We start from the raw sequence: 26,802 nt of genomic DNA, 5'->3' as shown, positions 1-26,802 counted from the left end.
TCAGCTTCTGCTGATCAAAGCTGAAAAAACCGGCCTTAGTGCCGGTTTTTTATTTATCTGCGCTGCAATAAAGTCGATGCAGCAAACTAATCATTTCACGCACCTCATGGCTGCGCAGCGAATAGTAGACCGTCTGGGCCTCTTTGCGCGTCGTCACTAGCTCATCCCGCCGCAGCAGCGCCAGATGCTGTGACAAGGCCGACTGACTCAATCCCAGTCGCTCGTTGAGCTCCCCCACTGACAGTTCGCGCTCCAGCAACTGGCACAGAATAAACAGCCGCCGCTCGTTGGCCAGCGCCTTGAGCAAGGCCACCGCTTTACTCGCATTGGCTTCCATCTCTTCAAGTTGCATCACATCTCTCCTCTACCACTCATCGCCGATGATACGTGGTGACGGGCTGTTTTAAAACGACAGGGTGGCTGGCTGGATGGCGGAGAAGTTCTCCTGGCCGGAAAAGAGAAAGGTAAAATCGCTCTCGCAGACCCGCTTTACCGCCGGATGCTGGATCATCCGCTCGGCGAAGATGACGTAATACTCCTCCATCAGATCCTGAGTTTCCCCGATCAACATCACCCCCTCCCCCTCAAGGATCTCCTCCCGGTAGATGGTAGGGGCCATGAAGATGCCCTGATTGAAGAAGCCAAACGCCTTCATCAAGGCGGCATCATCAAACTCGCCAAGAATGCTGGGGGAGACACCCTGCTGCTCGAACCACTGGGTCAGCTGACGCCCCATGGCGGTACGGCGACCGGGGATCAGTAGCTTGCGCTCTTCCAGACAGGCGGGAAAGGGCTTTTCAGGCAACGGCGCCTTGCAGAAGAAGCTGACGCCACAGCCGCCCAACCGTTTGGAGAGCAGGCCCGCATGCTGGCTGGAGTCCACCGGACAGTCGGAGAGGATCATATCGAGCTTGTGCTCGCTCAGCTGCTCCAGCAGCAGTTCGTGGGTCGATTCGAAACAGCGCAGATGGATGGAACCATCATTGGGGATGACAGAGAGCAGCACGCGGCTGGCAAGGCGCTTGGAGAGGGCATCGGCGATGCCGACGTCGAACAGGATCTGGCTCTCCTTGCGGTAGTTGACGATATCGAGCATCTCGTAGGAGAGGCTGAACATCTTGTCGGCATAGCGAAACACCAGCTGGCCCAGCTCGGTCGCCTCAAGAGAGCGCCCCTTGCGTTTGAGTAGCTTGCCCCCGAGGCGCTGCTCCAGCAGCTTGATCTGACCGGTGACGGTTTGCGGGGTCAAAAAAAGGGCTTCCGCAGCCTGGGTAACGGAGCCCTTCTTCTGAGTCATCCAGAAATAGTAGAGATGGTTGTAATTAAGGTGTGACATCCGATGGGGTTCCCGCTTGACGCGGACTCCGGTAGCAGCTGAGTTCAACCGCCAGAATGTCATACATGTCGCTAACCGAGTCAACCTTGTTCGCGCCAAACTGCTCCATCAGACTGGCCTTGAGGCGTGCTTTGTCCGGCATTCGGTCAGCGCAATAACGCTTGTTGGAACGCTTGACCATCTCCCCTGCCCGACTGCTCAACGCCCGCTCGGAGAAGGTCTCGCCGAAACGAGCCTTAGCCTGCTTGTCCCCCAACATCAGAGCACTCTCCACCACCCCGTTGAGATAGGCCGAACAGCTGGCCGAACCAGCCTCCTGTCGACACTCTTCAAACCCGCCAGCTAATCCCATAGGACTGACCAAGAAGAGCAGTAACCATGCCTGTTTTCTCATAAACCCTCCGCATTCTGGTCCCCATCACTCTTGGGGAGTGACAATCGCAAGGCCAGATAGCCAACCAGCGCTGCAATGCTGGATCCAACGAGGATCCCGAGGCGCGAGTAGCTGCCGTAATCTAGCCCACCATGCTCAAAGGCCAGTGACGCGATAAACATCGACATGGTGAATCCGATACCACAGAGGATGCTGACCGCAAAAATCTGCTTGAAGTTAACCCCGGGCGGCAACTGGGCGATACCCAGTTTGACCGACAGCCAGCTGATGGTAAACACCCCGAGCGGCTTGCCGATAAACAGTCCCAGCATGATGCCCATGGGCACCGGATTCAACAGGGAGGAGAGACCTATCCCCTCAAGGGATACCCCTGCGTTGGCAAAGGCAAACAGCGGCAGGATCAGATAGGCGCTCCAGGGATGTAACGAGTGCTCAAGATGCTTGAGTGGCGACTCATAACGCTTCCCCTTGAGCGGGATCATAAATCCGACCACCACACCGGCCAACGTCGCGTGAACGCCCGACTTGAGCACCGCAACCCAGAGCACCAGACCAACCAGCATGTAGAGGCTGATCCTGTCCTCGCCACGACGGTTCATCCAGAACAGGGTAAAGGTAGCCAGAAGACCGATCGCCAGCGCCTCAAGCGACAACTGCTGGGTATAGAAGAGCGCGATGATGATGATGACACCTAGGTCATCCATGATGGCCAGCGCCAGCAGGAATACCTTGAGGCTCACCGGCACCCGCTTGCCGAGCAGCGCCATCACCCCGAGGGCAAAGGCGATGTCGGTCGCAGCCGGGATCGCCCAGCCAGCACGCGCCACTTCGTCCGAATAGTTAAAAAAGGCGTAGATCAAGGCTGGAGCCAGCATGCCGCCCACCGCCGCGATGGCCGGAAAAGTCGCTTGCACCCGGGAGGAGAGCGCCCCCTCCAGCATTTCACGCTTCACTTCCAGGCCAACCAGCAGGAAGAAGATCGCCATAAAGCCATCGTTGATCCAGAGCAGCAGTGGCTTGTTGATGTCGAGAGCCGCGATGCGCACCTGCACCGGCGTGTCGAGAAACGCCTGGTACCCGCCAGCCAGCGCGGTATTGGCTAAAATCATTGCCAGCATGGCAGCCATGATCAGAATAATTCCGGAGGCGGCCTCCAGCTTCAGGAACTTTTTGATTACGTCACTCATGGTTAAATTTTCCACCGTATTGCTTTGGTTTGAGTCTATCTCTTGCAACAACCAATGGAAAATCGTTTCTTGCTGCTAAATACAACGAAAAAACCGAAGGCAAAATAGAACATACCTGCTATAAGCAGGTTTTTCCTCGTCTCTGGCTACCGTTTTATTAATCAATAAAATGAATTTTCAATTATTTAACTGCATAAAAAAGGCGCCTTGAGGCGCCTTTCTATCAGATGGCGACGGGCGCCTTGATGCCGGGGTGGGGATCATAACCCTCGATCTCGAAATCCTCGAACTTGTAGTCGAAGATGGAGTCGGGTTTGCGCTTGATCACCAGGGTCGGCAGCCGGCGCGGCTCGCGAGAGAGCTGCAGGGCTGTCTGCTCCATGTGGTTGGAGTAGAGGTGCACATCACCGCCGGTCCAGACGAAGTCACCCACTTCCAGATTGCACTGCTGGGCCATCATGTGGGTCAGCAGGGCGTAGCTGGCGATGTTGAACGGCAGGCCGAGGAACACATCACAGCTGCGCTGGTAAAGCTGGCAGGAGAGCTTGCCGTCCGCCACATAAAACTGGAAGAAGGCGTGGCAGGGAGCCAGCGCCATCTTGTCCAGCTCGCCCACGTTCCAGGCGGAGACGATGATGCGGCGCGAATCCGGGTTGTGCTTGATGTCATCCACCGCTTTCTGGATCTGGTCGATGACAGACCCGTCAGCCGCAGGCCAGGAGCGCCACTGAGCGCCGTAAACCGGACCCAGATCGCCATTCTCGTCGGCCCACTCATCCCAGATGCTGACGCCATTTTCCTTCAGATAAGCGGTATTGGTATCGCCATTGAGGAACCAGAGCAGCTCGTGAATGATGGAGCGCAGGTGGCACTTCTTGGTGGTCACCAGCGGGAATCCCTCCGCCAGATTGAAGCGCATCTGATGGCCGAACAGGGAGACAGTACCGGTGCCGGTACGGTCTGACTTGACGGTGCCCTCATCGAGGATTTTCTGCATCAGGTCGAGATAAGCTCGCATTATTTCGCCTCCTTCACGGCATTACCGAACAACTGTGGACGCTTGTAGGCGGCCCAAATCATCAGGGCACCGGCGATAATCATCGGGGTGGAGAGGATCTGGCCCATGCTGATCTCCTGGAAATAGAGACCAAGCTGGCTGTCCGGCTGGCGCACAAACTCCACCAGGAAGCGGAACAGGCCGTAGAACAGCAGGAACATGCCGGAGATGGCGCCGCGCGGTGGGTTCTTGCGCCAGAACAGGTTGAGGATGATGAACAGCACCACCCCTTCCAGTGCGAACTGGTAGAGCTGGGAGGGATGACGCGGCTCGGGGCCGGCCTCCGGGAAGATGATGGCCCAAGGCACATCGGTGACCCGGCCCCACAGCTCGCCGTTGAGGAAGTTGCCGATCCGGCCAACGCCGAGACCGAACGGAATGAGTGGTGCCACAAAGTCGGCCACGGTGAAGAAGTGGCGCTTAGTTTTGTGGGCAAACCAGATCATCGCAGTGATCACCCCGATCAGCCCACCGTGGAACGACATGCCGCCGGTCCAGATCTTGAACAGATAGGTGGGATCCGCAAGGAAGAGATCGAAGTTGTAGAACAGCACGTAACCGACACGGCCACCGAGGATCACCCCGAGGAAGCCGTAAAACAGCAGATCCGACACCTCGTTGCGGGTCCAACCGCTGTTCGGTGCATCGGCACGACGGCCGGCAAGCCACATGGCAAACGCAAAACCGAACAGGTACATGAGACCATACCAGCGTACCGATAGTGGTCCCAAACTGAATGCTACGGGATCAATCTGCGAGAAAACCCAATATCCATCGTGCTGCATATGCGGCCCCAGTCAAAATAAAAGCCGCATTTTCCGATCATTCGTCAGCAGGGACAAGGCATGATTATCAATCACTCTGTTTCGATTTATGACCGGCTCGCAGCAAACCGCCCAAACCATGCTCTTCCAGATAACGGGCAAACAGGCCGCGCAGCACGTGGGGGTTGTCATGTTTGAGGCCATCGGCCATCAGTTCGGTCAACTCGCTCAGGGTGGATTGACGCAGCACGTACTTGATCCGGGCGATGTTGTGGGTGTTCATACTGAAGCGGCGATAGCCCATGGCAAGCAGCAACAGTACACCAACCGGATCACCGGCCAGCTCGCCACAGACCGACACCGGCTTCTGGTAGCGGTGGGAAGCATCAACCAGCTGTTGCAGGGCGCGGATCACCGCAGGATGGAAGGCATCATAGATGTTGGCAACCCGGGAATTGTTGCGATCCACCGCCAGCAGGTACTGGGTAAGGTCATTGCTGCCCACAGACCAGAAGTCGATGAGCGGCGCCATCTCCGGCAAGATAAAGAGGGCTGAGGGCACCTCGATCATCACCCCGAGGCTGGGGTAGCGGATCACCGCATCGCGGCTCGCAGCCTCTTCCGACACTTCCCGCCACGCCTGATCCAGCAGACGACGGGAGGCTTTGATTTCGCTGACGCTGCTGATCATCGGCAGCATGATGGCCAGATTGTCCAGCCCTTCACTGGCCCGCAGCATCGCCTTGAGCTGCACCAGAAACAGTTCGGGGTGATCCAGGGTGATCCGGATCCCCCGCCAGCCAAGGAAGGGGTTTTCCTCGACGATGGGGAAATAGGGCAACGGCTTGTCGCCGCCCACATCCAGCGTCCGCATGCAGACCGGCCGGTTGCGGTAGGTCTCCAGAATGCCGCGATAACGGGCTGTCTGCTCCCACTCTGAGGGGAAACTCTCCTGCAGCATAAAGGGGATCTCGGTGCGATAGAGACCGACCCCGTCCGCCAGCTGATTGAGGGAGATCTCGGTATCGGCACTGAGGCCGGCGTTGAGCAGCAGGGAGACCTTGGTGCCGTCGGCCGTCTCGGATGGCAAGTTGTCGACACTGCGCACCAAGGTATCGAGCGCCCGCTCTTCGCTCAGCAGCTGACGATACTCGGTCAGAATCACCTGATTGGGTTCGATGAAGAGATCGCCGCTGTAACCATCGACAACCAGCATGCGACCACCGATGTCGCCGAGGGGCAGATCGACCCCCATGATGGCGGCGACCCCCATGGCGCGGGCCAGAATGGCGGCGTGGGAGTTGGTCCCCCCCTTGAGCGAGACCACCCCGGTCAGATACTCGCGGGGCACTTCCGCCAGAATGGTGGCGGTCACTTCATCGGCAACCAGCACCACCGGCTCGCCGATGGAGATATGTTCCGGTTCATTCTGCACCAGTCGGCTGATCAGCCGCTGGGCAATATCCTTCACGTCGGTGGAGCGCTCCTGCAGGTAGGGATCCTTCATCCCTTTGAACTGCTCGATCAAGCGATCACTGATCAGCTTGACCGCAGATACCGCAGTCCAGTGCTCCTTGCTCACCTTGTTGCGAATGGGCTTGATATAGCCGGGATCGTTCAGCAGATGGAGGTAGATATCGAAGATCGCCACCGAATCCTGGCTGTAGCTCTCGCGAAAACGCAGCGCCAGACTCTCCAGATCGTGACGAACCTCCTCCACGGCCAGCTCCAGCCGCGCCAGCTGGCTGGCATGGTCTTCATCCTTGCGCGGGGTAATGGACGAGAGCGCCTTGCGGGGCCGCCACACCCAGGCCTTGGCCATGGCGATGCCGCTGGCACCCGCAATACCACGCAGTGGCTTGCTCCAGTCGGTCTTCTGCAACCACCCCTTGGCCTGCGCCTGGGCAATCCGCGCCGCCAGCTGGGCCGCCAGGGTGACCATGAAGGACTCTTCCCCCTCATCGAAGCGGCGACTCTCCTTCTGCTGCACCACCAGAATGCCAACCACCTGACGCTGGTGCATGATGGGGGCACCGAGGAAGGAGCGGAACGCCTCTTCGGCAACATCGGGCAGGAATTTGAAACTGGGGTGCGCGGGGGCATCAGCCAGGTTGATCAGCTCTTCCCGCTGACCCACCAGACCGACGATGCCCTGCTCGTAGGGCAGGGTCACCTTGCCGACTGCGGACGGGGCCAAGCCGTCGGTAGCCGCCAGACGATAGCGACGCACCTCGGGTTCCGAGACATAGACGGAGCAGCAGTCCACTGCCATGGCGTGCCGGGTCTGGCTCACCAATGCTTGCAAGGCCTGCTCGAGGGTATTGGCCTCGGCCATGCTCTCGACGATACGTCTCAGTTCCGTTAACAACTAATCTGTGCTCCTTAACGGGCGCGGTTGCGCCGCCCATCCTTCTTGTTGACCTGCACTGCCGGCACTGGCATCGCCAGCGGGGCAAACTCTTTCATGACCCGGCGGTAAACCTCCCGCTTGAACGAGACGACCTGCCGCACCGGGTACCAGAAGCTGACCCAACGCCAGTCGTCAAATTCGGGATGGCCATGACAGCCGAACTGGATCCGCGACTCCTTGCCCGAATTCAGCTGTAACAGGAACCATTTTTGTTTTTGGCCAATACAGACCGGTGAACTGTCCCAGCGGACAAGACGTTTGGGTAAACGGTACTTTAGCCAGTTACGACTGGTGGCCATGATGGTCACATCTTCGGGCTTGAGGCCAATCTCCTCATACAGCTCTCGATACATGGCCTGCTCTGGCGTTTCACCATCATCAACCCCCCCCTGCGGAAACTGCCAGGAGTGCTGCCCATAGCGTTTAGCCCACAACACTTGTCCTTCACGGTTACAGATCACGATACCGACATTGGGACGAAATCCGTCGCCATCAATCACGTGATCACCTTATAAAGGCTGAATCTATAAGGAGATTGTTCCACATTCACTCCGTGGCAGCAAACAAGGAGTGAATCCCCTGTTTCATGAATAACTTTCAATTTCAAACATACTTATAAACAAATCCAAGGATCCGCGCCCCCAAGTTGCCCACCCAGGCTGTGCATAAAGCTGTTAGCAAACGGGTATATACAGTACTTTTTAACTGTACGCGAAAAGTAACTCTTCGTATCACCACGCGACATTAAATATAAAAAATCATTATTTTTTATTAACTTGAGATAAAATAACTGGATCTAGATCCATGTTACCCCAAGAGCCTGATCCATGATCCGGATTGTGAACAAGTTCAACTGCTCAAAGATCCACCGCGGCGAAATTATCCACAGGAGTGGCACAATATCTACCCCGTTTACCCTGTAAAAATGGGGTGGCATTCACAATTTTTTGTAACATATCAGCGACCCCAACCACTTTCATCCACTTATCCAATATTTCTGTGGATAACTGTGTGTAACATCATGCACAAACCCTTGGACAACTATTTAGAGGTCAAACCAGACCAGGATCACTACTCGATAAAATAGACAAAATCCTTTAAAATCATAATGATGAGATGATAGCCCCCAAACTCTCTGCATTTGATCTTATCCACCCAGGATCGGTTATAAAAACAGCGATCCTTCTCGGGATCCTCCCCTGTTAGAATATGGCGAGCAAGATGGAGCCAACTATGCCAAGCAATCCCCAATCCGAGCAGGAGTTATTGAGCCGCGCCTATGCCATGGCCGGATTCACCCTGGCGCAGCTGGCCGCCGAGGCTGGTGTCGCGGTGCCCAAAGACCTGCGCCGTGACAAGGGGTGGGTCGGTCAGTTGATCGAGCTGCAACTGGGAGCCAGCGCAGGGAGCAAGCCGGAGCAGGACTTCCCGGAGCTGGGGATCGAACTCAAGACGATCCCCGTGGATCCTCAAGGCAAACCGCTGGAGACCACCTTCGTCTGCGTCGCCCCGCTGATCGGTGTCAGCGGCCAGCGCTGGGAGGAGTCCAACGTGCGCAACAAGCTATCCCGGGTGCTCTGGATCCCGGTGGAAGGCAATCGGGAGATCCCGGTTGGCGAGCGGCGGGTCGGCATGCCGCTGATGTGGAGCCCGAATGAAGAGGAAGATCGGCTACTGCGTCAGGACTGGGAGGAGCTGATGGACATGATAGTGCTGGGAGAGGTGGAGCAGATCAGCGCGCGCCACGGCCAGGTGATGCAACTGCGGCCCAAGGCGGCCAACAACAAGGCGCTGACTCGCGCCATCGGCCGCGATGGTCAACCCATCATGACCCTGCCCCGCGGCTTCTATCTCAAGATCGACTTCACCCACAGTCTACTGCAACGCTATTTTGCCTTGCCGACTTGATCTGCCTTATCAACATCTTTGTCATATGGTGGTATAAAAATAGACAGGAGCTATTTTTAACTCACAGACAAGGAGGCGTCATGCCACTTACCAAGCAGTTTCTCAAGTCCAAACCCGAGGTCAAGGTGACCTTCGCCGTAGAGAAGGAGGCCGCAGCAGGGGCAGAACAGGTGATGCTGATCGGCGAGTTCACCCAGTGGCAACCGGTCGAGCTGAAACGCATGAAGAGCGGCGAGTTCAAAGCCACCCTCAATCTGCCGACCGACGGCCCGGGGTACTTCGAATACTGCTACCAGCTCATCACACCGGCAGGGGAAACCCTCTACGAGAATGACTGGGCAGCGGATGACTATGTGCCAGGCCCCTTCGGGCGAGACAACTCGGTGGTACGGGTCATCCAGTAACGGCAACCAGAGAGCCAATAGACGGATACAAAAAAGGCTCGCCATTGGCGAGCCTTTTCACTACCTGTCGAGCTATTGCCGACATACCGACACCAATTCGAATCGAATTAGTTGAGCTTCTCTTTGATACGAGCAGCTTTGCCGGACAGGTTGCGCAGGTAGTACAGTTTGGCGCGGCGAACATCACCACGACGCTTCAGTTCTACACTGTGGATCAGCGGAGAGTGAGTCTGGAATACACGCTCAACACCTTCGCCGTTGGAGATCTTGCGAACGGTGAAAGCAGAGTGCAGACCGCGGTTACGCTTGGCAATAACGATGCCTTCGAAAGCCTGCAGACGCTCTTTACCACCTTCTTTAACACGAACTTGAACACGTACAGTGTCGCCCTGGGCAAAAGCCGGGATGTCGGTACGCAGTTGCTCTTGTTCAAGCTGCTGAATAATCTTGCTCATTGTCTTTCCTTACCTAGGATAAACTGAAAACTCTACTTAACGCTGTCACGCACTTCGCGGACATACTCGGCAAGAAGTGATTCTTGCTCGTCAGTCAGAGCTAGGTTGTTAATAAGTTCCGGCCTTCTTTGCCAGGTTCGTCCGAGCGACTGCTTGAGACGCCAGCGTCGAATCACTTCGTGATTGCCGCTTGTCAGCGCCTCGGGCACCGCCAATCCATCCAACACCTCCGGCCGAGTGTAGTGGGGATGATCCAGCAAGCCATCCGTAAAGGAGTCCTGCTCGGCACTGGCCTGATCGCCCAAAACCCCAGGGACCAGACGCGAAACCGCATCGATCAGGGTCATGGCAGGCAACTCGCCACCACTTAACACGTAATCCCCGATAGACCACTCTTCGTCGACTTCGGTTTGTATCACGCGTTCATCGATACCTTCGTATCGACCGGCTACCAGAATCAGTTTCTGATTCGTCGCCAACTCGGTTACGCCCGCTTGAGTCAGCTTGCGTCCCTGAGGAGAGAGATAGATGACTTTCGCCCCGTCTCCCGCCGCTTGCTTGGCTGCATGAATCGCGTCACGCAGCGGCTGAACCATCATTAACATGCCGGGCCCACCACCATAAGGACGATCATCGACCGTACGGTGTTTGTCGTGGGTAAACTCCCGGGGGTTCCAGCACTCAATCTGCAGCAGGCCACTCTTGACGGCCCGACCCGTTACCCCGTGCTCGGTAATGGCTCGGAACATTTCAGGGAAGAGGCTAATAACCCCAATCCACATAAGAAACCTCCGGCACCCGTGTTAGCGCGGGAAACTAGAAACCAGGATCCCAATCAACTTCGATTGTTCGAGCAGTCAGATCAATATTCTTGATCACCTGCTCTTCCAGGAACGGAATCAACCGCTCCTTTGCACCAAAGGCATCTTTTACATTGGCCTCAACCACCAACACATCGTTGGAGCCGGTTTCCATCAATTCGGTCACCTTGCCTAGGTCATATCCCTTGGTGGTCACTACCGAGCAACCAATCAGGTCACGCCAGTAGAACTCACCCTCAGGCAACGCAGGCAATAGATCAGCGGGTACGCCGATCTCGACATTGGTCAATGCCAGGGCATCTTCGCGCACATCGATACCATCGAGTTTGCAGATCAGACCCTTGTTGTGACGTTTCCAGGATGAAACCCGAATTTCACGCCACGCCCCGTTCTGATTAATCAGCCAGGGGTTGTAATCGAAAATCGCTTCGGCAACATCGGTGAAGGAGTTCACTTTAAGCCAGCCCTTGATGCCGTAAACGGTCCCCAGGGTGCCCAGAACTACAGGTTTTTCCACCTTAACTCCTTACCGTTTGGCTGATTAAGCAGCTTTGGCAGCGTCTTTGATCAGCTTGGCAACGCGCTCAGAAACAGCGGCACCAGTAGCAACCCAATGCTCGATACGAGCCAGGTCCAGGTTCAGCTTTTCAGCCTGACCAGAAGCAACCGGGTTGAAGAAACCAACGCGCTCGATGAAACGACCGTCGCGGGCGTTACGGCTGTCAGCAACTACTACCTGGTAGAACGGACGCTTTTTCGCGCCACCACGTTGTAAACGAATGGTTACCATATCGTCCTCATTAACATCTAATGAACAAGGCCCGCAAACACGCGGACCCTAGCTTAAAATAAGCCGCATAATTCTACTTGGATTCGTAATAATTGCAACCAAGCCAGCCATTTTTTGCGCAGGGCTGCAATGAAAAGGGCCTGCAACTCGCAGACCCTCGCTCAATACCTAACTCCGGATAATCAGAACGGACCGCGACCGCCACCAAATCCCGGTGGCAGCATGTTCTTCATCTGGCTCATCATCTTGCGCATGCCGCCCTTGCCGGACATCTTCTTCATCATGCGCTGCATCTCTGTGAACTGCTTGAGCAGCTTGTTCACGTCCTGCACCTGCATGCCGGAACCTGCAGCGATGCGACGCTTGCGAGAGCCCTTGATGAGGTCGGGATGGGCACGCTCTTTCGGCGTCATGGAGCTGATGATGGCCTCCATCCGCACGGTGAGTTTGTCATCCATCTGATCCTTGATGTTGTCCGGCAGGCCGGACATGCCCGGCAGCTTGTCGAGCATACCCATCATGCCGCCCATGTTGCGCATCTGGGCCAACTGCTCGCGGAAGTCCTCGAGATCGAAGCCTTTACCGCTCTTGACCTTGCTGGCCAGCTTGGCCGCTTTCTCTTTATCGACGTTACGCTCCACCTCTTCGATCAGAGAGAGCACATCGCCCATGCCGAGGATGCGAGAGGCGAGGCGATCAGGGTGGAACGGCTCCAGCGCATCGGTCTTCTCGCCCATACCGATGAACTTGACCGGTTTACCGGTGATGTGGCGCACCGACAGGGCGGCACCACCGCGGGCATCGCCGTCCGCCTTGGTAAGGATGACACCGGTGAGCGGCAGCGCTTCGTTGAACGCCTTGGCGGTGTTGGCGGCATCCTGACCGGTCATGGCATCCACCACGAACAGGGTCTCGACCGGCTTGATGGTGGCATGCAGATCCTGGATCTCGGCCATCATTTCGCTATCAACATGCAGACGGCCGGCGGTATCGACGATCACCACGTCATAGAATTTCTTGCGCGCCTGATCGATAGCGGCAGTCGCGATGGCAACCGGCTTCTGGCTTGCATCGCTCGGGAAGAAGTCGACGCCGATGTCACCCGCCAGGGTCTCCAGCTGTTTGATCGCCGCAGGGCGATAGACGTCGGCACTGACCACCAACACCTTCTTCTTGTTGCGCTCTTTGAGCAGTTTGGCCAGTTTGCCGACCGTGGTGGTCTTACCGGCCCCCTGCAAACCGGCCATCAGGATAATGGCGGGCGGCTGGGCAGCCAGATTGAGCTGTTCATTGGCCTCCCCCATCACGGTGACCAGCTCGCCGTGCACTATCTTGATGAATGCCTGACCCGGGCTCAGGGATTTGGCCACTTCCTGCCCGACGGCACGCTCCTTGACGCGCGCCACGAAATCACGCACGACCGGCAGGGCGACGTCCGCCTCAAGCAGCGCCATGCGGACTTCGCGCAGGGTCTCTTTGATGTTCTCTTCGGTCAGCCGACCACGGCCACTGACATTGCGCAAGGTGCGCGAGAGTCTTTCAGTCAAATTCTCAAACATGACGCATTCCGGTTCTTGGCGTAATAAATAGGGGGCATTATAACCCAGAGCAGCCGCGAGGACGATTATTCACCGCACCGTCGCTCATCTATGCTTCGTCCCTATATATGGGCGGATCGGCCATTGCACAACTGGCGAGCGCATCTTGTGCAAGGTATACTGCTCCTCTTATATCCCTAAATGCTTGTGTAACAACGACCTGGTTATGATCGTGATCTCTGTTCTGGCCCTGGCGTTTTATCTGCTGGCCATCATCGCCTCACTGCACCTGCTGCTCAATGCCAAACAAGTCGGGTACACCCCCCTGTTCGCTTGCGTGGGACTGGCACTGGTAGCCCATGGTGCATCTGTTGCCAGCGAAGTAATGGTGACCCATTCCGGTCAAAACCTGAGCATGCTCAACGTCGCCTCGCTGGTCAGCCTCATCATCAGTTGTTTCATGACCTGCGTGACCCGCCGCTTCAACGGCTGGATCCTGCTGCCGGTGGTCTACAGCTTCTCGGCCCTGTTGCTGGCTGCCAGCGCCTTGATCCCGGGTCGCTACATAACCCATCTGGAGGCCCACCCCCAGCTGTTGCTGCACATCGGCCTCGCCCTGATGGCCTACTCGGTATTGATGATCGCCTGTCTGTTTGCGCTGCAGCTCGCCTGTCTGGACAAACAGCTTAAATCGAGAAAAATCAGCAACCTGCCAGCCATGCCGCCACTGATGACAGTGGAAAAAAGGCTGTTTCAGTTGATCTCTGCAGGGGTGCTGCTATTGACACTCTCCATCGCCTCCGGCCTCTTCTTCCTCGAAGATATGTTCGCCCAGGGCAAGTCTCACAAGGCAGTGCTCTCCATCCTGGCATGGTGTGTCTACGTGTTGCTGCTGTGGGGTCATCACACCTATGGCTGGCGCGGCCGCAAAGTCATCACGCTCAGTCTGATCGGCAGCTTCATCCTGACTCTTGCCTACTTTGGCAGCCGCTTCGTCAAAGAAGTGCTGTTGAGCTGACATTTATACTCTTTTAGCCATACCATCCAACAGGAGCCCTTTTTGGACAGCATCTCAACGAGTACATTACTGATTGTTCTCGTTATCTTGATCCTTCTTTCCGCCTTTTTCTCCAGTGCCGAAACCGGCCTGATGTCCATCAACCGCTACAAACTTCGGCATCTGGCACAGACCAAACACAAAGCCGCACGTCGCGTCGAGCAACTGCTCGCCCGCCCCGATCGCCTGCTGGGACTGATCCTGATCGGCAATAATCTGGTCAATATCCTCGCCTCCGCCATCGCCACCATCGTCTGTATCCGGCTGTTTGGTGATCTCGGGGTCGCCATCGCCACCTTCGGGCTGACCTTGGTGGTACTGGTATTCGGTGAAGTGACCCCCAAGACCCTGGCCGCCATGTTTCCGGAGAAGATCGCCTATCCCGCCTCCTGGATCCTCAAGGGGCTGATGGTGCCGCTCTCACCGCTGGTCTGGCTGATCAACGGCATCACCAGCGGCCTGCTCAAGATGCTGAAGATCAATCCCAACAAGGATGACTCCCTCAACACCGAGGAGCTGCGCACCATAGTCAATGAGGCGGGTAACCTGATCCCCCAGCGTCATCAGGAGATGCTGTTGAGCATTCTGGATCTCGACAAGATGCTGGTCGAGGACATCATGGTGCCACGCAGCGATATCTACGCCATCGACATCAACGATGACTGGAAGAGCATCCAGCGCCAGCTGGCCCACTGCGCTCACACCAAGATCCTGCTCTATCGCGACAATATCGACGACGTTGTCGGCTTTTTGCACGCGCGCGATGCCCTGCGACTGGTAGCCAGGGATCAGTTCAACAAATCGAGCCTGTTGCGGGAAGTGGACGAGATCTACTTCATTCCGGAAGGAACGCCGCTCAACGTGCAACTGGCCAAATTCCAACGCAACAAGGAGCGAATTGGCCTGATCGTCGACGAATACGGCGATATTCAGGGGCTAATCACTCTGGACGACATTCTGGAAGAGATCGTGGGCGACTTTACCACCTCCATGACGCCAGCGCCGAGCGACGAGATCCATCCCCAGTCAGATGGTTCTTATCTGGTCGAAGGCTCAGCCAATATTCGTGAGCTGAACAAGGAGATGAACTGGCATCTGCCCATCGATGGCCCGCGTACCCTCAACGGCCTGATCCTCGAATATCTGGAGGAGATCCCCCAGCCCAACATCGGGATCCGGCTGGCCGGTTATCCTATCGAGATCCTCGATGTGGAGAACAACATGGTCAAGATGGCGCGGATTATGCCGGCATCGTACCGGGCGGAATCGGATTCGCAAGATTGAAAAAGGGCTGCCAGTGGCAGCCCTTTTCTATTGCTCATAGTCATTGCTCATCTTCATCATCCGGCTCCAGCACCAGCGTCGGGATCAACTCGCCGAAGACCCGTTGCAGCTCGTCACGGTTGGCCAGCAGGTCTTGCAGCGTATAGCTGTCCATCACCGCCAGAAACGCATCCATCGCCTCTTTCAGCGCACTCTTGAGCAGACAGACAGAGACGATGTGGCAAGCGGGCGAGCCGCAGTCAATGCCGTCCAGATTGCCTTCCAGCGCCCTTATCACCTGCCCGATATTGATGGTAGCGGGATCGCAAGCCATGCGAATACCGCCATTCTTGCCCCGCTGGGATTGCAGATAGCCCAGCTTCACCAGCTGATTGACCACCTTCACCATGTGGTTGCGGGAAACACCATACAGGGCTGATACCTTGGCAACGCTCGACAACTCCCCTTCCGGCAGGGTGGCAAGATAGAGCAGGGCTCTCAATCCGAAATCTGTATAACTGGTTAGTCTCATAAAACCTGATTAGCGCGATGCGAAAAGTGGAGTATTGATTCAAATCAAATAAACATCTAGGATGCCACTTATTAAATGACATTTTATATGTTCAATTAGAACGAGGCCCCTATGCTAGATCAAACCACCGTTGCCGTCATCAAAAGCACCATTCCGCTGCTCGAATCGGCAGGTCCTGCCCTCACCCAGCACTTCTACCAACGGATGTTCAGCCATAACCCGGAGCTGAAAGATATCTTCAACCTGGCCCACCAACGCAGTGGCGGCCAGCCGCTGGCCCTGTTCAATGCAGTCGCCGCGTATGCAAAGAATATCGACAATCTGGGAGCGCTCGCCGGTGCGGTCGAGCGGATTGCGCACAAACATACCGGATTCCTGATCCAGCCAGAACAATATCACATTGTAGGTAGTCATCTCTTGGCCACGCTCAAAGAATTGGGCGGAAGTGCGGTCACCGACGAGGTGCTGGAGGCATGGGGCAAGGCGTATGGCGTGCTGGCAGACATCTTCATCGGCCGCGAGCGGGAGATCTATCAGGAGAAGGCAAGTCAGGATGGCGGCTGGCAAGGTACCCGCACCTTCATCATCAAGGAGAAGCGAGCCGAGAGCGACCTCATCACCTCCTTCCTGCTGGCACCGGAAGATGGCAAGCCGGTACTGACCTTCAAACCGGGCCAATACCTCAGCATCAAGCTGGTTCACCCCGAGCTGGAATATCAGGAGATCCGCCAGTACTCCCTCTCCGATGCCCCCAACGGGCAGGATTACCGCATCAGCGTCAAGCGTGAGCCGCAGGGTCAGGTCTCCAACCTGCTGCACGATCACCTGCAGGCGGGTGACAAGATCGAGGTGATGCCTCCTACCGGCGATTTCTACCTGAAAGCCGACAGCCAGACCCCGGTGGTACTGCTCTCCGCCGGTGTCGGCGTGACGCCGATGATGAGCATGCTCAACCAGCTGCTGGAAAGTGCTCATCAGGCCGAGATCACCTGGCTGCACGCCTGCGAACAGGGCGCTGTACACGCCTTCCGGGAGGATATTCAGCAAAAATCCCGCCAGCATCCCAACTTGCTGAGCCGGGTCTGGTATCGGGAGCCGGAGGCCAGCGATGTACAGGGTGAAGATTATGACCTGGCCGGCACCATGGATCTGACTGCCGTGAAAGAGCGCATCACGCCGCAGGCCCACTACTACTTCTGTGGCCCTGTCGGCTTCATGCAAGAGATCAAGCGGCAGCTGCTGGCGGCTGGGGTACCAACGGGGCAGCTCCATTACGAAGTTTTTGGCCCCCACCAAGATCTCTAAGGCGCAGGCAGCCATATAACAGAGGGAGGTTCCGGCTTGTCATGGCACGGCGGCTGGAACCGGACCCACAGGTGCAGATCTGTGGGTCATTTTTTTGGATCAGTGCATCGCCTTGGCGCGGGCCACCACGTTGGCCGGCATCCGGTTGCCAAGACGGCTGAGCAGACTCGCCGCCTTCTGGTGCAGCGCCTTGTCACCTATGACGGAGCCATGGAGCCAGCGATAGGCGTCCTCATAATCGAGCGGACTGCCCATCCCCTGCAACAGCATCTCGACCCACTCGATGCGAGCCCGCAGAAAACCGAGGCTGGCCGCCTCGCGCATCAGAGTTTCGGCTCGCACCAAATCCTTCTGCACCAAAGTTCCTTTCCAGTAGTAGCGCCCCAGCTGCTCCAGCGCTGGCGCCAACCCCTGATTGGCCGCCTCCCACATATATTGCACCCCGAGTTCGGCATTGGATTTGGTACAGACACCCCACGCCAGCATATCCCCCCAGAGGAATTGATAGGCCGGGATCTTCATCACCGAGGCGCGCGCTTCGATATCCTGAGTCAGCTGACAGCGATCCTGCTTCACCTGAGTGAGGTGGCGCCCCTGCTCAATCCAGTTGAGCAACTCGTCCTGACGATAGAGTGGCACCGCCTGCAACTCGCCAGCGGCCAGAGGTGCGGGAGGCGCCACCACAGCAGCAGGTTCCACCGGTTTTGGCAGCGGCGCGGCCCCCTCGCCACTGCTGGCAACGGGGGTGACCGGCTCGGCCGGGAGCAAGACGGGGACTGCCTCAGAGGGCGCTGGCGTAGCAGCAGAGACAGGGGCCGTTGACACCGCAGCACTGCTTGCGGTCGGTGCCGATGCACTTGCTGCAGGCACATCGCTCGATACGGCAGCCGATACCGCCTCGGCACCATAGAGGGGCGCGGTGAATGTACCGACAAGAATGAGAAGGGTAAGGGGTTTCATCATAAGGATCTCCTGCTGCACTCTGTTATCGGCACCAAGCCCCATCCCCTTAGCCTGCCGGGCGGATCTCATCAATACAAAAGGGAGCCGAAGCTCCCTTGTTGGCACGGTTGACCCGATTACTTGACGAAATCGACACCCAGCTGGATATCGGCTTTCAGGGTAGCCAGCATGCCTTCCATCGCTTCCTGCTCGAACGCGCTCAGCTTGCCGTAATCCAGTACGGTTTCGACGCCATTCTTGCCCAGCAGTACCGGCTGTGCGAAGAAGGTGGCGTGCTCGCCGTTGCCTTCAACGTAGGCGCACTCAACAACGTTGGCTTCGCCCTGCAGACCCTTGATGAGGGAGAGACCGAAACGGCAAGCCGCCTGACCCATGGAGAGGGTCGCAGAACCGCCACCGGCTTTGGCTTCCACCACTTCGGTACCGGCATTCTGGATGCGCTTGGTCATGGCTGCCACTTCTTCAGCGGTGAAGGAAGCGCCTTCAATCTGGGAGAGCAGCGGCAGGATGGTGACGCCACTGTGACCACCGATCACGTTGACGCGTACCTTGTCGATGTTCAACCCTTTGGCAGCGGCCACGAAGGTCTCGGCGCGGATCACGTCCAGGGTGGTGACACCGAACAGGCGACGCTTGTCATAGACACCGGCTTTCTTCAGCACTTCGGCGGCGATAGCCACAGTGGTGTTGACCGGGTTGGTGATGATGCCGATCAGTGCTTTCGGGCAAGTGGCCGCGCACTTCTCGACCAGATTCTTGACGATACCGGCGTTGATATTGAACAGGTCGGAGCGATCCATCCCCGGCTTGCGTGCCACACCGGCGGAGATCAGCACCACATCGGCCCCAACCAGCGCAGGAGTCGGATCTTCACCGCAGAAGCCCTTGATGGCGACGTCGGTAGGAATATGACTGAGGTCAACGGCCACACCCGGGGTAACCGGGGCGATGTCATACAGGCTCAGCTCGGAGCCAGCCGGCAGACGGTTTTTCAACAGCAGAGCGAGGGCTTGACCGATGCCACCAGCGGCACCCAGAACGGCAACTTTCATGATCAACTCCATGTTTAAGCGTAGGTTTAAGGTTGTTTGTTGTTGTGCGCCCAACCTTAATGGATCCCCCCATAAAAAACAATCTGATAACAGTTGCAGTCACGGGTTCTGTGAGCCACGAAACATGCGGGAGCAAAAATTGGAGGGAAATACAAAAAGTTGGAGGAGAAGCACAGTTTTTCTGCACTTCTCCTTACCATAAAGAGGTAGATCTGAGGGTCTCAGGATTGGAATGCCAGCGCCCGTTTTTCACACCAGCGAAAACCAATTGTTAACAATCCGTTCATCGCCAGATAAAGCCCACCAGCCACCCCGAACACAGCCAGGGTATCGTAGGTCTGGGCGTTCAACCCCTGCGCCAGCCCCATGATGTCCATGATGGTGATAGTACTGGCGAGGGAGCTCCCCTTGAGCACCAGGATCACCTCGTTGGAGTAGGCAGGCACCAGATGACGGGCGGCATGGCGCACCTTCATCCACAAGGTCTGGCGGCCGTTAAAGCCAAGCGCACGACACGCCTCTACTTCACCGGCCGGGATGGCATCGAGCGCCCCCTTGAACAACCGGGTGGAGTAAGCCGCTGTGTTGAGACCCAGCGCCAGCACGGCGCAGAACCAGGGCTGCTTGAGCAGCGGCCAGAGCGGGCTGGCTTTCAGCCACTCGAACTGGCCCGGCCCGTAGTAAATCAGGAAGATCTGAATGAGCAGCGGCGTACCGGTAAAGAGCAGCACCCACAGCTGCACCAGCTGGGTCGCCACCGGCAGGCGCAGCTCCAGCACCCAGGTCATCAGGGTCGCCAGCACAATCCCCAGCAGCAGGCTGAACAGGGTCAGTTCCAGCGTGGTGACCAGACCGCCCAGCAACGTAACGAGATACTCTTGCATCAGTTAGCCTCCGTAGCGGCGGGTGTAGCGGGCAGCCAGCCCGAGGCCATATTCACTCACCAGACTGATGGCCAGATAGATGAGGGCGGCGGCGGCATACCAGGTGAAAGGCTCATAGGTACTGGCCGAGGCCATCTGCGCCTGACGCATCATCTCGTTGACCCCGATAAGCGACACCAGCGCGGTATCTTTCAGCAACACCAGCCACTGGTTGCCGAGGCCCGGCAGGGCATGACGCCACGCCTGCGGCAACACGATGCGAAAGAAGATGTGGCTCTTGCTCAACCCCAACGCCAGCGCCGCCAACCGTTGACCTGAAGGCACCGCATTGAGCGCCGCCCGCAGGGTCTGGGTCGCATAGCTGGCAAACAGCAGGGAGAGCGCCAGCACGCCACAGGCGAACGGGCTGAACTCCACATACTCGCCAGTGATGAGGAACAGCACCTGGGTCGAGCCGAAGTAGATGAACAGCACCACCAGCAACTCGGGCAGACCACGGATCAGCGTGGTCAGGGTGGCCACCGGCCACACCAATGCACGCTGCTTGCTGAGCTCGGCGGCACTGAACGCCAGCGCCAATACCATGCCCCCGACCAGTGATGCCAAGGCCAGCCCGAGGGTCATCCAGGCTGCATCCAACAACAGGCTCAACATGGCTTACTGCGCGAAGTATTTGTCGAAGATTTTCTGATAGGTGCCGTTGGCCTTGATCTCGGCCAGCCCCTTGTTCAGCTGGGTCAGCAGCTCCTGATTGCCCTTGGCGACCGCGATGCCAAAGCCGGTACCGAAGTACTTGGCATCCGTCACCGGCGCACCCACCACCGCATACTCCTTGTGCTGCTTCAGCCAGTCGGCAGCAACGGCGGTATCGGCAAAGACACCGTCGGTACGGCCATTCATCATGTCGAGGAAGGCGCTCTGGTAGCTGGCGTACGGCACGGTCAGCAGACCCTTGCTCACCCAGTTATCAACCAGATAGGACTGGTGAGAGGTACCGTTCTGCACGCCGACTGTCTTGTCGACCATCTCTTCCGGCCCCTTGAAGGCCCCTTTCTTGGCGACGAATACGGCCGAGTTCTCGTAGTAGATGTCGGAGAAATCGACCTGAGCGGCCCGCTCAGGGGTCACGTCCATGGCGGCGATGGCGGCATCGTAGCGACGGAATTTGAGGCTGGGGATCAGGCTGTCAAAGGCCTGGTTGTGGAAGCTGCACTCCAGCTTGGCCTGCTCGCAGATGGCGCGCGCCAGATCGATGTCAAAACCCTGAAACTCGTTCTTGTCATCCAGGTATTCGAACGGTGCGTAGGTGGCCTCGGTGACGAACTTGATCTCTTTGGCCATGACGGAGGTACTCAACAGGCCCATGGCAGCAACCAACAACAGACTCTTTTTCATGACAGCTTCCTTATCGATTCAATATCAATGCATCAAGAATTCGGCAAACCGGCTGGTTTGCGGGGATTGGAAAATGGCGGCGGTGCCGGATTCGATGATCCGCCCCTTCTCCAGATAAATCACCTGGCTGGCCACCTTGCGGGCAAAGTCGACCTCGTGGGTCACCACCACCTGGGTAATGCCGGTCTGGCTCAGGTTGCGGATGATCTCGGCCACCTCTTTGGTGATCTCGGGATCGAGGGCAGCTGTCGGCTCGTCAAACAGCAGCACTTCCGGGTCCATCATCAGGGTACGGGCAATGGCCACCCGCTGCTGCTGACCGCCAGAGAGACGGGCAGGCCAGGCATCGCGCTTGTCGGCCAGTTGCAGCTGAGCCAGCAGGTAGGCCCCCTTCTCGATGGCGGCCTCCTTGCTCATGCCGAGCACCTTGACCGGCGCTTCAATCAGATTCTCCATCACTGTGAGATGTGGCCAGAGATTGTACTGCTGGAACACCATGCCCACCTTGCGACGCAGCAGTTGGGACTGGCGGTTGAATTCGGCAGCAGAGAGGGAGTTCGGGAAAGAAAATTCACTTTCGCCAATCCGCAGAACACCCGCATCCGGGGTATCCAGCAGGTTCATCATCCGTAGCAGGGAACTCTTGCCAGCACCGCTCGGGCCCAGCAACACCAAGGTTTCACCGGGGGATGTCCGAAAGCTGACCTGTTGCAGAACCGGCACCTTGTGCCAGGACTTCTCGATACCTATTAATTCAATACCCATACAGCCCAATTGAATAAGTTTTCAAAATTTCATCCCGATTCTATCCCTAATAAAGGTTGATGCAAGCCATTTTTGAATCAATATGCAGAACAAGCGCCGCTTCCTTGCAAAAAACGGCATATGAATGCAAAATGGCCCCGCTGTTCGTATCTGCCGCCTGTATCGCACAGGCCGCCACACCTCCTCATTCGTGAGACCAAGATGAAACACAACGACAAGCAAGAAAAACTGGCCAAGGCCTTTAAAGCCTTGCTGAAAGAAGAGCGCTTTGGCTCCCAGGCAGAAATCGTCACCGCCCTGCAAGAGCTGGGCTTCGAGAACATCAACCAGTCCAAGGTATCGCGCATGCTGAGCCGCTTCGGCGCCGTTCGCACTCGCAACGCCAAGATGGAGATGGTCTACTGCCTGCCGGTGGAACTGGGTGTCCCCACCACCTCCAGCCCGCTCAAGAATCTGGTACTGGACGTCGATCACAACGGCGCACTGGTGGTGATCCACACCAGCCCGGGCGCGGCCCAGCTGATCGCCCGCCTGCTCGACTCCCTCGGCAAGGCAGAGGGGATCCTCGGCACCATCGCCGGTGATGACACCATCTTCATCACCCCGACCAGCGATACCGATATCGAAGAGCTCTATCTCTCCGCCCTCGAGCTGTTCGAACAGACGCCGTAATGGCCGCTACCGCATCATTGCGGTCACGCCAGAACGAAAAATCCCGGCCAAGGCCGGGATTTTTGTTTTCTGAGTCTTCGTCAGGCGGGCTTATTTACCCTGCGCCATCAGAAAACCTTCAGATGGAGCGAAGAAAGCCGCGCCGGTCACGGCCTTGGTGAAGCGCAGCAGGTGGTCAAAGTGGCTGTCCTCCCCCTTGTACATGCTGGCCAGCATGGCGTTGAAGTGCTGCGGAGTGCGGCAGCAGGAGATGAAGTAGAGTCCCTGCTCGGTCATGGTGCCCCAGGGCATGCTCTGGCGCAGGATCTCCATGGACTCCCCTTTCGGCGTCTTGAGGTTGACCCGCTTGATGTGGGCGGTCAGCGGCTTGGCAGCAGACTCATACTCGATGTTGTCGGGCTTGGTGCGACCGATAATGTCTTCCTGTTCTTTCTGCGCCAGCTTCTCCCAGTCGCTCATGGCGTGTACCCAGCGCTGGACGTGAATGTAGGAGCCACCGGCAAACTCGCCATCGGCCACCAGCGCCACTTCGGCACGGTGCTCATCCTGCGGGTTCTCGGTGCCATCAACGAAACCGGTCAGGTCACGGCAATCCAGATTGCGGAAACCGCGCACCTCTTCGGCCAGCTCGACCAGTCCGGCCAGCAGTGCCATCACACGGTGACCTGCGTGGTGCAGCACATCCACCCGATCGGCGCGCAGCTGAATAAAGAGATCAAACGGGGTGTTGGGGGCTTCCTGACCGTTGGCGGATTGCGCCATAAAGCTGCGGAACTGGGGCGGACGGGCGGCAGGGTAGAGACCATCCCAGGCATCGGCGCCAACGGCAACCAGACCGCTGAACCCGGCCTCGGGGAAATCGGCAGCCACCGCCTGCCACAAGGCGGGCAGTTTGGCCAGACGGCCGACCAGTTCGGCGGCATCACCGATACGATTGAACATCAGATAGAGGGCGTGCAGATTCGGCTCTGCGCAGATCCCGGCTTGGGCTTTCATATATCTCTCCCCTGAGTAGGCGTTAGCGTTACGGGCTATTTGCGTTGCGCGATTATAAACCAGAGTGGATCCAGTTCTTTGATTTCACGACGATATCACGCGTTCAGGGCAAAGGGTCAAACAACACCAGCCCATGGGGTGCGACCTTGATCCGTGCCCGCATCCCATCAAGGGGCTCGCCAATGCTCGCCTCCAGCTGCAGATCGCCACACTCGAACAGCACCCGGCAGTGGTGGCCGAGGAACTGCTGCTCCACCACCTTGAGATCGCCATCTGCGGCACTCTCCAGCAACAACTGCTGGGGTCTGAGCATCAGCTGCAACTGCTCACCCACCGCGCGGCCATGAGGCTCGCTGCCACAAATGACCCCGAGCGCCGTCTGCACGCAGTGGCTGTCCACCACCTCGGCGGCCAGATAGTTGACCCCGCCGAGAAACTCCGCCACGAAACGGTTTTGCGGGCGGCGATAGAGCTGCTCAGGCTGGCCCACCTGCTCGATGTGACCGGCGCGAAACAGCGCCAGCCGATCGGCGAAGGCGAACGCCTCCTCCTTGCTGTGGCTGACGAAGATGGCGCCGATCCCCTGCTGCTTGAGCAGGGCGCGGATCTCGAGGATCAACTTCATCCGCACCTGGGTATCGATGTTGGAGAAGGGCTCATCCAGCAGCATCAGCCGCGGCTTGCACACCAGCGCCCGGGCGATGGCTACCCGCTGCTGCTGACCACCGGAGAGCTGGTGCGGATAGCGATCCCCCAGTCCCTGCAGATTGACCAGCGCCAGCGCCTCGTCCACCTGCTGCTGGCGGGCGCGGCGATCGAGTTTGGTCAGGCCAAAGCCGACATTGTCGGCCACCGTCAGGTGGGGAAAGAGGGCGTAATCCTGAAAGATCATGCCGATGTTACGCGCCTCGGGCGGCATGCTGGCACTCGGCCCGTCGAGCAGGGTATCACCGAGGCGAATCGAGCCCTCTGCCAACGGCAGCAAGCCGGCGATGGCCTTGAGCAACGTGGTTTTGCCGCAGCCACTGGCTCCCAGCAGGCAGACGATCTCGTTGTCTGCCACCGTCAGGGAGAGCTGTTCCAGCACATTGCGGCCGTTGTAACGGCAGCTGACATTTTCAACCTGCAAACAGGACAAGGCTGACTTCCTCTCGTTTCTGGCGGTGCGCGGCCTTTTTCAGCGCACCGCATGCAATTTCATTGGCCGACGCGGCGACTCAGTGACCCGGACTGTCCAGACTGCGGTTGACCCAGATCAGCGGCAACAGTCCCACCAGCACGATAACGATGGCCCCCAGCGCGCCGCGCTCCAGCATCTCATCCGAGACGAACTGGTAGACGTGGGTCGCCAGAGTATCGAAGTTGAACGGCCGCAGCAGCAAAGCGGCGGGCAGCTCCTTCATGGATTCGATGAATACCAGCATGGCACCGGCAAACAGACCACGGCGCACCAGCGGCAGATGGACCCGGCGCAGCATGCCGCCATCCCCCTGTCCCAGGGAGCGGGCAGCCATGTCGAGACTGGGGGAGATCTTGCCCATGCTGCTCTCCACCGAGCCGATGGCGATGGCCACGAAGCGCACCAGATAGCCGAACACGATAGCGGTGATGGTGCCGGTCAGCAGTAGCCCCGGCCCCTGACGCCCCAACCACTCGGCGAGATCGTTGATGGCAAAATCGAGGGCGGTGAGCGGCACCAGCACCCCGATGGCCAGCACAGTACCCGGCATGGCGTAGCCCATGGCGGCGATGCGCAGGGGCAACAGACTCTTTATCCCGCCATCGAGGCGGCGGAAGAAGCCTAGCAACAGGGCAATCCCCATCGCCAGCAGAGCTGTCAGCGCCGAGATAGCCAAGCTGTTGCCGGCGAAGTGGACGAACTCCGGCGTCCACGACAACTCGAAGTAACGCACGCCGTAATCGAGCAGGATGACGAATGGCAGACCAAAACCGGCCAGCACCAGCCCCCAGCACCAGAGACAGGCCAACCAACGGCCAATCCCCTTGAGCGGATAGCGCAGCGGCTGCTCATGGCCCATGGACTTCTGGAACACCTGCTGCCGACTGCGCGAGCGGCGCTCCAGCGCGATCAGCAGCACCACAGCCAGCAGCATCAGGCAGGAGAGTTTGGCCGCGGTGGCAAGACTGCCATAGCCAAGCCAGGTGTCGTAGACCGCCGTGGTCAGGGTGTTGATGGCAAAAAAGTGGACGGTGGCAAAGTCGGCCAAGGTCTCCATCGCCACCAGCGATACCGCCACCATGATGGCGGGGCGCGCCAGCGGCAGACTGAGGCGGCGAAAGCTCTGCCACGGGGTACAGCCGAGCAGGCGGCTGGAGTGGATCAGGCTGACTGACTGCTCGAGAAAAGAGGCGCGGGTCAGCAAATAGACATAGGGGAACAGCACCAGCGCCAGCACCCAGGCGGCGCCGCCAAGGGAGCGAATGGCCGGAAACCAGTAATCGGCAGGACTGTTCCAGCCAAAGAGTGCTCGCAACCCGGCCTGTAGCGGGCCCGAGTAGTCGAGCAGGTCGGTATAGACGTAGGCGACGATATAGGAGGGCATCGCCATCGGCAGCATCAAGGCCCATTGCAGGGCACGGCGCCCCGGCACCTGACACATGGCCACCAGCCAGGCGGTGGGCACGCCAAATAGCAGGCTTAGCAATACTACGCCGACCACCAGCCCCAGGGTATTGCCCAGATAATCGAGCAGCACGGTATCGGCGAGGTGGCGAAACAGCTCTCCCTCAGCCGAGAAGGCAGAGAAAAGCAGGGCTATAACCGGTAAACCCAGCAGCAGGGCGATGGCCCAGCTGCCGGTCATCCATCCAAAATTTTTCATGAGACCACAGA

At 57.9% G+C, this 26,802-nt stretch carries 29 protein-coding genes; 6 read left to right on the top strand and 23 right to left on the bottom strand.

All coding sequences use genetic code 11. From position 1 onward, the window contains the following. Nucleotides 1-49: 49 nt before the first annotated feature. The 8 genes from G5195_RS07485 to rppH all read right to left on the bottom strand — a co-directional run bounded on the left by G5195_RS07485 (nt 50) and on the right by rppH (nt 7,648). Nucleotides 50-352 carry an ArsR/SmtB family transcription factor gene (locus G5195_RS07485; RefSeq protein WP_013724128.1) on the bottom strand — a complete coding sequence of 101 codons (303 nt, stop codon included), beginning with the start codon at nt 350-352 and terminating at the stop codon, nt 50-52. 51 nt (nt 353-403) lie between these two features. After that, nucleotides 404-1,336 carry a transcriptional activator NhaR gene (gene nhaR, locus G5195_RS07480; RefSeq protein ID WP_005340434.1) on the bottom strand — a complete coding sequence of 311 codons (933 nt, stop codon included), beginning with the start codon at nt 1,334-1,336 and terminating at the stop codon, nt 404-406. Beyond that, complete coding sequence (locus G5195_RS07475) at nt 1,323-1,688, bottom strand: hypothetical protein (RefSeq protein WP_216954529.1); 366 nt, start codon at nt 1,686-1,688, stop codon at nt 1,323-1,325. Before G5195_RS07475 ends, nhaR begins: the two co-directional genes overlap by 14 nt. Nucleotides 1,689-1,726: 38 nt before the next feature. Further along, the gene (nhaA, locus tag G5195_RS07470) at nt 1,727-2,917 is read right to left on the bottom strand and encodes a Na+/H+ antiporter NhaA (protein ID WP_005341370.1); all 1,191 of its coding nucleotides are present in this window, start codon (nt 2,915-2,917) and stop codon (nt 1,727-1,729) included. A 223-nt stretch (nt 2,918-3,140) separates the two neighbouring features. Beyond that, nucleotides 3,141-3,935, bottom strand: a complete 795-nt coding sequence (thyA, locus tag G5195_RS07465; protein WP_139472994.1) for a thymidylate synthase — start codon at nt 3,933-3,935, stop codon at nt 3,141-3,143. Then, on the bottom strand, nt 3,935-4,759 hold the full coding sequence (lgt, locus tag G5195_RS07460; protein ID WP_031227775.1) for a prolipoprotein diacylglyceryl transferase: 825 nt from the start codon (nt 4,757-4,759) through the stop codon (nt 3,935-3,937). The genes thyA and lgt overlap by 1 nt, the downstream gene beginning before the upstream one ends. A 67-nt stretch (nt 4,760-4,826) precedes the next feature. Continuing rightward, nucleotides 4,827-7,106 (bottom strand): phosphoenolpyruvate--protein phosphotransferase, encoded by a 2,280-nt coding sequence (gene ptsP, locus G5195_RS07455; protein ID WP_005340422.1) that lies wholly within the window; start codon nt 7,104-7,106, stop codon nt 4,827-4,829. Nucleotides 7,107-7,120: 14 nt separating this feature from the next. After that, a complete protein-coding gene (gene rppH, locus G5195_RS07450; RefSeq protein WP_005340421.1) occupies nt 7,121-7,648 on the bottom strand; it encodes an RNA pyrophosphohydrolase in 528 nt (175 codons plus the stop codon). 733 nt (nt 7,649-8,381) lie between these two features. Here rppH and mutH point away from each other — a divergent pair. Then, on the top strand, nt 8,382-9,056 hold the full coding sequence (mutH, locus tag G5195_RS07445) for a DNA mismatch repair endonuclease MutH (protein ID WP_042053335.1): 675 nt from the start codon (nt 8,382-8,384) through the stop codon (nt 9,054-9,056). Between the two features lie 80 nt (nt 9,057-9,136). Next, a complete protein-coding gene (locus tag G5195_RS07440) occupies nt 9,137-9,460 on the top strand; it encodes an isoamylase early set domain-containing protein (protein WP_042053334.1) in 324 nt (107 codons plus the stop codon). Nucleotides 9,461-9,567: 107 nt separating this feature from the next. Here G5195_RS07440 and rplS read toward each other — a convergent pair whose 3' ends face one another. The 5 genes from rplS to ffh all read right to left on the bottom strand — a co-directional run bounded on the left by rplS (nt 9,568) and on the right by ffh (nt 13,085). Beyond that, nucleotides 9,568-9,915 carry a 50S ribosomal protein L19 gene (gene rplS, locus G5195_RS07435; protein ID WP_005313505.1) on the bottom strand — a complete coding sequence of 116 codons (348 nt, stop codon included), beginning with the start codon at nt 9,913-9,915 and terminating at the stop codon, nt 9,568-9,570. Nucleotides 9,916-9,947: 32 nt separating this feature from the next. After that, nucleotides 9,948-10,697, bottom strand: coding sequence for a tRNA (guanosine(37)-N1)-methyltransferase TrmD (gene trmD, locus G5195_RS07430; RefSeq protein WP_005340400.1), 750 nt, complete (start codon nt 10,695-10,697; stop codon nt 9,948-9,950). A gap of 34 nt (nt 10,698-10,731) precedes the next feature. After that, the gene (gene rimM, locus G5195_RS07425) at nt 10,732-11,253 is read right to left on the bottom strand and encodes a ribosome maturation factor RimM (protein ID WP_005340394.1); all 522 of its coding nucleotides are present in this window, start codon (nt 11,251-11,253) and stop codon (nt 10,732-10,734) included. Nucleotides 11,254-11,277: 24 nt separating this feature from the next. Continuing rightward, complete coding sequence (gene rpsP / locus G5195_RS07420) at nt 11,278-11,526, bottom strand: 30S ribosomal protein S16 (RefSeq protein WP_216952849.1); 249 nt, start codon at nt 11,524-11,526, stop codon at nt 11,278-11,280. Nucleotides 11,527-11,708: 182 nt separating this feature from the next. Beyond that, nucleotides 11,709-13,085 (bottom strand): signal recognition particle protein, encoded by a 1,377-nt coding sequence (ffh, locus tag G5195_RS07415; protein WP_005341384.1) that lies wholly within the window; start codon nt 13,083-13,085, stop codon nt 11,709-11,711. A 205-nt stretch (nt 13,086-13,290) separates the two neighbouring features. Between ffh and G5195_RS07410 the strand changes: the two genes are divergently transcribed. Next, the gene (locus G5195_RS07410; RefSeq protein ID WP_216952848.1) at nt 13,291-14,082 is read left to right on the top strand and encodes a cytochrome C assembly family protein; all 792 of its coding nucleotides are present in this window, start codon (nt 13,291-13,293) and stop codon (nt 14,080-14,082) included. A gap of 42 nt (nt 14,083-14,124) precedes the next feature. Beyond that, entirely contained in the window at nt 14,125-15,405 is a 1,281-nt protein-coding gene (locus tag G5195_RS07405; RefSeq protein ID WP_005348906.1) for an HlyC/CorC family transporter, read from the top strand. Between the two features lie 40 nt (nt 15,406-15,445). Here G5195_RS07405 and G5195_RS07400 read toward each other — a convergent pair whose 3' ends face one another. Then, entirely contained in the window at nt 15,446-15,916 is a 471-nt protein-coding gene (locus G5195_RS07400) for an Rrf2 family transcriptional regulator (RefSeq protein ID WP_005340388.1), read from the bottom strand. Nucleotides 15,917-16,027: 111 nt separating this feature from the next. Here G5195_RS07400 and hmpA point away from each other — a divergent pair, with 111 nt between their 5' ends. Then, complete coding sequence (gene hmpA, locus G5195_RS07395; RefSeq protein WP_421222238.1) at nt 16,028-17,221, top strand: NO-inducible flavohemoprotein; 1,194 nt, start codon at nt 16,028-16,030, stop codon at nt 17,219-17,221. Between the two features lie 99 nt (nt 17,222-17,320). Here the strand turns inward: hmpA and G5195_RS07390 are convergent, their stop codons facing one another. From G5195_RS07390 to G5195_RS07365, 6 genes are all read right to left on the bottom strand, one after another. Further along, entirely contained in the window at nt 17,321-17,905 is a 585-nt protein-coding gene (locus G5195_RS07390; protein ID WP_103251390.1) for a tetratricopeptide repeat protein, read from the bottom strand. A 395-nt stretch (nt 17,906-18,300) separates the two neighbouring features. Further along, nucleotides 18,301-19,236 carry a malate dehydrogenase gene (gene mdh / locus G5195_RS07385; RefSeq protein ID WP_005340384.1) on the bottom strand — a complete coding sequence of 312 codons (936 nt, stop codon included), beginning with the start codon at nt 19,234-19,236 and terminating at the stop codon, nt 18,301-18,303. Between the two features lie 221 nt (nt 19,237-19,457). Then, a complete protein-coding gene (artM, locus tag G5195_RS07380) occupies nt 19,458-20,120 on the bottom strand; it encodes an arginine ABC transporter permease ArtM (protein WP_123173799.1) in 663 nt (220 codons plus the stop codon). A gap of 3 nt (nt 20,121-20,123) precedes the next feature. After that, entirely contained in the window at nt 20,124-20,774 is a 651-nt protein-coding gene (gene artQ / locus G5195_RS07375; RefSeq protein WP_043826111.1) for an arginine ABC transporter permease ArtQ, read from the bottom strand. A 3-nt stretch (nt 20,775-20,777) separates the two neighbouring features. Continuing rightward, complete coding sequence (locus G5195_RS07370) at nt 20,778-21,515, bottom strand: transporter substrate-binding domain-containing protein (RefSeq protein WP_421212783.1); 738 nt, start codon at nt 21,513-21,515, stop codon at nt 20,778-20,780. 24 nt (nt 21,516-21,539) lie between these two features. Next, nucleotides 21,540-22,280, bottom strand: a complete 741-nt coding sequence (locus G5195_RS07365; protein ID WP_005357971.1) for an ATP-binding cassette domain-containing protein — start codon at nt 22,278-22,280, stop codon at nt 21,540-21,542. Between the two features lie 201 nt (nt 22,281-22,481). On the opposite strand from G5195_RS07365, the gene argR reads away from it, so the two are divergent. Continuing rightward, nucleotides 22,482-22,952, top strand: a complete 471-nt coding sequence (gene argR, locus G5195_RS07360) for a transcriptional regulator ArgR (RefSeq protein ID WP_005340378.1) — start codon at nt 22,482-22,484, stop codon at nt 22,950-22,952. 90 nt (nt 22,953-23,042) lie between these two features. On the opposite strand, the gene G5195_RS07355 is transcribed toward argR, so the two are convergent. From G5195_RS07355 to G5195_RS07345, 3 genes are all read right to left on the bottom strand, one after another. Next, nucleotides 23,043-23,948: a Dyp-type peroxidase gene (locus tag G5195_RS07355; protein ID WP_421222240.1), complete on the bottom strand. Its 906-nt coding sequence runs from the start codon at nt 23,946-23,948 to the stop codon at nt 23,043-23,045. A 103-nt stretch (nt 23,949-24,051) separates the two neighbouring features. Then, nucleotides 24,052-25,086 (bottom strand): ABC transporter ATP-binding protein, encoded by a 1,035-nt coding sequence (locus tag G5195_RS07350; protein WP_421222242.1) that lies wholly within the window; start codon nt 25,084-25,086, stop codon nt 24,052-24,054. A gap of 79 nt (nt 25,087-25,165) precedes the next feature. Continuing rightward, nucleotides 25,166-26,791, bottom strand: a complete 1,626-nt coding sequence (locus G5195_RS07345) for an ABC transporter permease (protein ID WP_421235997.1) — start codon at nt 26,789-26,791, stop codon at nt 25,166-25,168. Between the last annotated feature and the right edge of the window lie 11 nt (nt 26,792-26,802).

The organism is Aeromonas sp. 601039 (genome assembly GCF_049174415.1).
GTDB lineage: Bacteria > Pseudomonadota > Gammaproteobacteria > Enterobacterales > Aeromonadaceae > Aeromonas > Aeromonas veronii_A.
This window is presented reverse-complemented; position numbering and strand designations above follow the sequence as displayed.